General features: G+C 62.9%; 4 protein-coding genes. 1 reads left to right on the top strand and 3 read right to left on the bottom strand.

The genetic code is table 11. The features are described from left to right. Nucleotides 1-41 precede the first annotated feature (41 nt). Nucleotides 42-683 carry a cysteine hydrolase family protein gene (locus EOA27_RS20180; protein ID WP_126081612.1) on the top strand — a complete coding sequence of 214 codons (642 nt, stop codon included), beginning with the start codon at nucleotides 42-44 and terminating at the stop codon, nucleotides 681-683. A gap of 64 nt (nucleotides 684-747) precedes the next feature. On the opposite strand, the gene EOA27_RS20185 is transcribed toward EOA27_RS20180, so the two are convergent. From EOA27_RS20185 to EOA27_RS20195, 3 genes are all read right to left on the bottom strand, one after another. Beyond that, nucleotides 748-2,427, bottom strand: a complete 1,680-nt coding sequence (locus tag EOA27_RS20185; RefSeq protein WP_126081613.1) for a formate--tetrahydrofolate ligase — start codon at nucleotides 2,425-2,427, stop codon at nucleotides 748-750. Nucleotides 2,428-2,746: 319 nt separating this feature from the next. Then, complete coding sequence (locus EOA27_RS20190; RefSeq protein ID WP_126081614.1) at nucleotides 2,747-3,871, bottom strand: DUF2333 family protein; 1,125 nt, start codon at nucleotides 3,869-3,871, stop codon at nucleotides 2,747-2,749. 105 nt (nucleotides 3,872-3,976) lie between these two features. Next, the gene (locus tag EOA27_RS20195; RefSeq protein WP_126081615.1) at nucleotides 3,977-5,284 is read right to left on the bottom strand and encodes a DUF6638 family protein; all 1,308 of its coding nucleotides are present in this window, start codon (nucleotides 5,282-5,284) and stop codon (nucleotides 3,977-3,979) included. Nucleotides 5,285-5,318 lie beyond the last annotated feature (34 nt).

The raw sequence follows: 5,318 nt of genomic DNA on the forward strand, positions 1-5,318 counted from the left end.
GCCTAGCTTTGCGCCCCAACCCGGTCGAAAGGAAAACCACCATGTCAGCACCAGCCACCCAGCCGCGCCGCGCGCTTGTCGTCGTCGATGTCCAGAACGACTATGATGGCGGCAACCTCGCCATCCAGCATCCGCCCTTCGCCGAGACGGTCGCCAATGTGGCGCGCGCCATGGACGCGGCCGCGGCGGCCGGCATCAAGGTCGTCGTTGTCAAGCAGATGGCGCCCGAGACCTCGCCGATCTTCGCCAAAGGGAGTCACGGGGGCGAGTTGCATCCAGAGATCGCCAGGCGCAGCCGCGACCATTATGTCGAGAAGACGCTTCCGTCGGTCTTCACCGGCACGGATCTCGAAGCCTGGCTGCGCGCCAATGCCATCGATACGATCGCGGTCGTCGGCTACATGACCCACAATTGCGATCTGTCGACCATCATCCACGCGGTGCATATGGGCTTTGCCGTCGAGTTCCTTTCGGATTCCAGCGGCTCGGTGCCCTATGCCAACAGCGCCGGCTATGCGTCGGCAGAGGACATCCACCGGGTGGTGACGATCATTCTGCAGTCGCGCTTCGCCGCGGTGCTGAAGACCGCCGAATGGATCGACTGTCTGAAGACCGGGAAGCTGCCCGGACGCGACACGATTTATGCATCGAACCAGCGGGCCCTGAAGCGGAACGCTGCCTAGTCCGGCAAGCAAAGGGCGCCGCGGGCAGCACGGCGCCCTTGATCGTTTTCAGCTCAAAGAATGTTTAGAACAGGCCTTCGATCTGACCCTGCTCGTTGAGGAAGATCTTTTCCGAGGACGGCGCCTTGGGCAGGCCGGGCATGGTCATGACCTCGCCGCAGATGATGACGACGAAGCCGGCGCCGGCCGAGAGCCTGACCTCGCGCACCGGCACGGTGTGGCCGGTGGGCGCGCCGCGCAGGTTCGGGTCGGTCGAGAAGGAGTACTGGGTCTTGGCCATGCAGACCGGCAAATTGCCGTAGCCGGCCTGTTCCCAGGCATGCAGCTGGTCGCGGATCGACTTGTCGGCGATCGCCTCGTCGCCGCGATAGATGCGCTTGACGATGGTGTTGACCTTTTCGAACAGCGGCATCTCGTCGGGATAGAGCGGCGAGAACTGGGAGGCGCCGGACTCGGCTATTTCGACCACCTTGCGGGCGAGGTCCTCGATGCCGGCCGAGCCTTGCGCCCAGTGCTTGCACAGGATCGCCTCGGCGCCCTGCGCCTTGACGAAGTCCTTCATCGCCTGGATCTCGGCTTCGGTGTCGGTGGTGAAGTGGTTGATCGCCACCACCGCCGGCACGCCGAACTGCTTCACGTTCTCGATGTGACGGCCGAGATTGAGGCAACCCTTCTTGACCGCCTCGATGTTCTCCTTGCCGAGGTCTTCCTTCTTGATGCCGCCATTCATCTTCATGGCGCGCACGGTGGCGACAATGACAGCCGCCGACGGCTTCAAGCCGGCCTTGCGGCACTTGATGTCGAAGAACTTCTCCGCGCCGAGGTCGGCGCCGAAGCCGGCTTCGGTAACGACATAGTCGGCGAGCTTCAGCGCGGTCGTGGTGGCGACGACCGAGTTGCAGCCGTGCGCGATATTGGCGAACGGGCCGCCATGCACGAAGGCCGGGTTGTTCTCCAGCGTCTGCACCAGGTTGGGCTGCATGGCATCCTTGAGCAAAACCGCCATGGCGCCGTCGGCCTTGAGGTCGCGGGCATAGACCGGCGACTTGTCGCGGCGATAGGCGACGATGATGTCGCCGAGACGCTTCTCGAGGTCCTTGAGGTCGGTGGCAAGGCACAGGATCGCCATCACTTCCGAGGCGACGGTGATGTCGAAGCCGGCTTCACGCGGATAGCCGTTGGCGACGCCGCCCAGCGAACAGATGATCTCGCGCAGCGCCCGGTCGTTCATGTCCATGACGCGGCGCCAGGCGACGCGGCGGGTGTCGATGCCGAGCTCGTTGCCCCAGTAGATGTGGTTGTCGATCAGCGCCGACAGCAGATTATGCGCGGTGGTGATGGCGTGGAAATCGCCGGTGAAGTGGAGGTTCATGTCCTCCATCGGCACCACCTGCGCAAGGCCGCCGCCGGCGGCACCGCCCTTGACGCCGAAATTCGGACCGAGCGAGGCCTCGCGGATGCAGATGATCGCCTTCTTGCCGATGCGGTTGAGGCCGTCGCCGAGGCCGACCGTGGTGGTCGTCTTGCCTTCGCCGGCGGGCGTCGGGTTGATGGCGGTGACCAGGATCAGCTTGCCATCCTTGTTGCCCTTCACCGACCTGATGAACTCGGCCGAGACTTTGGCCTTGTCGTGGCCATAGGGCAGCAGATGCTCGGTCGGGATGCCGATTCTGGCGCCGATCTCCTGGATCGGTTTCTTCTTGGCGGCGCGCGCGATCTCGATGTCGGACTTCACTTCGGCCATGACGGCTTTCCTCTGGAGTAGGCGGTGGAGGGGAGGGGTTCGATCATTCGTGCATGGTCGAAACGCCGCCCGGACGCAAGGTCATGTTCTAACCTTGTCGCTGGCGCGGCGTCAACTTCCATGCAACTATGTTTCCTGTTAAGAAAGAGTGTTCCTGTCGCCGGGCCTCTTCCAAGGCAGCCGTCTCGGGCCCGGTCGTTGCGCCGTATAGAAGCCAGAGCGGGGGCGGTTTCGCCGTCTCAAAACAGCCGCCTAATGCGCGAAAAGCGACAGGGGCCACGGCGCAAATCCGCCATCGCCCTGTCGGCCCGAGACGGTGCTATTGGGTCAGAACGTTGCTGATCTCGACCATGTTGGAGCGCACGCGCAGGATGTAGAAGCCCATCGTCGTCAGATGCGTCGGCAACAGCCAGCCATCCTCGCGGCCATTGGCGATGATGAAGGGCTGGATGCGTAGCGCCGAGACGAACTGCGAATCCATCGTGTCCCACAGGCTCTGCAGGTGCTTTTCCTTGAGCACGTCCTCGAAGTCGGCCTGGGCGCCCTTCATGAGGCCGTAATAGGCATAGAGCTGGCCATAGGCGAACCAGAAGCGGTCGTCGGCGCGGGTATCGAACCATCCGTTGTTGTGGTTTTCGGCGCGCTCCTTGAGGATCGCCGAAGTCGAGCCGATATCCGAAGCGATGCGGTCGATATATTGCTTGAGATTGTCGGCGCGCGCGTCGAACGTCGCCTGGCAGGTGGCGAGCCGGGCGTTGAAGGAACGCAGCTTGCGCACCGCGTCGCGATAGTAGCTCGGCGTCGGCGTCTTGGGGCCGAAGGGGTTCAGGCCGAAATACCAGGTGTACTCGTCGAACTGCAGATTGCCGCGTGCGTCCTGCAGGTCGGCATCGATCTGCGAAGTCGTGCGCACGCGGCCGAGATTGTCGGCAAGCTCGGTCGCGGTGCGGCGCACCGCCTGGTTGATGCCGCGCTGGAAGGACGCCTTGTTGTCCATCCAGGGCGTGTTGTCCCAGTCGATGCCGAACAGGCCGAGCTTGTAGAGGATCATCGACGAGATCCAGGCATTCTGGTTGACGTTGAAGTCCGTCAGGTCGGCGGCGACCTGGGCGATCGCCGAGTTGCCGCAGGTCTTGGCCGTGTCGGTGCCAGCGCCGGCGGAGACCTGCTCGCCGGCCGACACGTTGCGCTTCTCGAATGTGTAGGTGTCGGGATAGTTCGGGTTGAAATTGTTCCACCACTGCGTGGCGTAGAAGAAATTGGCGTAGAGGCCGATCAGCACCAGGAGGGCGAGACCGACCACCGCCTTCAGGATCCAGCCGCGCTGTCCGTACCAGCGGCCGACCCACATGAACGGCCACAGAATGACGCCGATGACGAAGCCGATGCCGCGGCCGATCCACTGGAAGATCTGGGTGAAGAAGTTCACGATTGGGTCGAGCATGGCTGTGGCACCCCCTTAGAGCATTTCACCGTTTCAAGGGAAACGGCGATCTGCCTTAACCCTTTGTTTTGGCGCAATTCCGGGCGGAAAACCGCCCAGACTTTTCTAGTCAGTCAGGCCGTAAAGGCGCGCGCGGAACGCCGCCTTGTCCTTCAAATATGTGGTTTTCAGAACGTCCACAACATGGCTTCGCCAGGCGTCGCTGTAGCTCTCATAGTCCTTGTAGAAGCCGGGCTTGTTGAAGACGTAGCGCGAGACGAAGTCCTGCGGCACGAAATCCGAGATCAGCTGGTTGGTCAGCCAGGCATCGGGATGTTCGGGCTTGGCGCGCACGACCAGGAAGCGCTGGCGCGGCGGCACGTCCTCGATCTTGAGATGGCCGAGTTGGGCGATCTCGCGCTTGGCGGCGTTGAGGAAGGGAAAGTTCCCGTCCTGGGCGATCAGGTCGGCATGGCCGTGGATCCAGGTCTGCAGCCAGACCTTGTCAACATCGGTTAGGTTGCGGTTGGGCTCGGCATCGCGGATCAGCGCGCGCACGACCATCTCGGCGCGGTGCTCGAGATAGCCGGAGGCCTCGATCCACGAGGCGCGCGGCAGGTCGAGGCGGCCGGTGGCGGCAAGGAAGCGGAAAACCTTGTCGGCATCGTTGATCGACAGGTAGCTGACCTGCCAGGGGCGTGAGCGGCGGAAGCCGGGAGCGGCCGGATCGCAGATCACCGTTGTCATGTCGGGATCGACGAAGACATAGAGGCCGCCGAAATGGCTGGTCCAGTAGGCATTGTGGCGGAAGATCACCTGGTCGGGGACCAGCGCGTTCTCGCGGATGTCGCCGCAGATTTTGGCCAGATCGACCATGCGCTGCAGCATGGCATTGTCGCGCCAGGCGTCTGGCTCCTGCTTCAGCCGGTCGACCAGCTTGCCGAGCTCGGCCGCCTTTCCCAGCACATCCTCGGCCGACAGCACCTTGAACTCGACCTGGTTGATCGAAAGCAGGTCCTCGATGTCGTTGACCTTGGGGACCGAGTCCTCGATCTCGCCGTAGATCACGTCCTTGATGGTCAGCGCGTCGATGGCGCGCCTGTTCTTCGACATGAACTCGAACATCAGCTGCGAGGTGTTGGAGAAGGCGGTGTGCACCACGGGCAGATCGATCTGCGACGGCGTCAGGATAATGAAGCGGCGGTTGACCTCGTTGGGATCGAGATAGTCGAAGTCGCCGCACTCCTCGGCGATCTCGGGCGAGAAGCCGGTGCGGTCGATCTGGAAGCTCTTCAACCTGGTCGGCTCGAGGCCGAAGGCGACAAGCGCCTTGTTGTAGCGCTGGATGAGATGCGGCTCGTCGACGGCGAGCAGCCTGCCGTAGATCAGCTCGTTATCGCGCAGGAGGTCGGGTTTCTTGGCGGTGGGCTTCATCTTTCCTTCTCCCCGTTCACGGGGAGAAGGTGCC

Source organism: Mesorhizobium sp. M2A.F.Ca.ET.037.01.1.1 (assembly GCF_003998075.1).
Lineage (GTDB): Bacteria > Pseudomonadota > Alphaproteobacteria > Rhizobiales > Rhizobiaceae > Mesorhizobium.

What these genes read in the sequence shown, in the direction of transcription:
- EOA27_RS20180 (WP_126081612.1), top strand. Translation starts at nt 42, where the DNA reads ATGTCAGCACCAGCCACCCAGCCGCGCCGCGCGCTTGTCGTCGTCGAT.
- EOA27_RS20185 (WP_126081613.1), bottom strand. Translation starts at nt 2,427, where the DNA reads ATGGCCGAAGTGAAGTCCGACATCGAGATCGCGCGCGCCGCCAAGAAG.
- EOA27_RS20190 (WP_126081614.1), bottom strand. Translation starts at nt 3,871, where the DNA reads ATGCTCGACCCAATCGTGAACTTCTTCACCCAGATCTTCCAGTGGATC.
- EOA27_RS20195 (WP_126081615.1), bottom strand. Translation starts at nt 5,284, where the DNA reads ATGAAGCCCACCGCCAAGAAACCCGACCTCCTGCGCGATAACGAGCTG.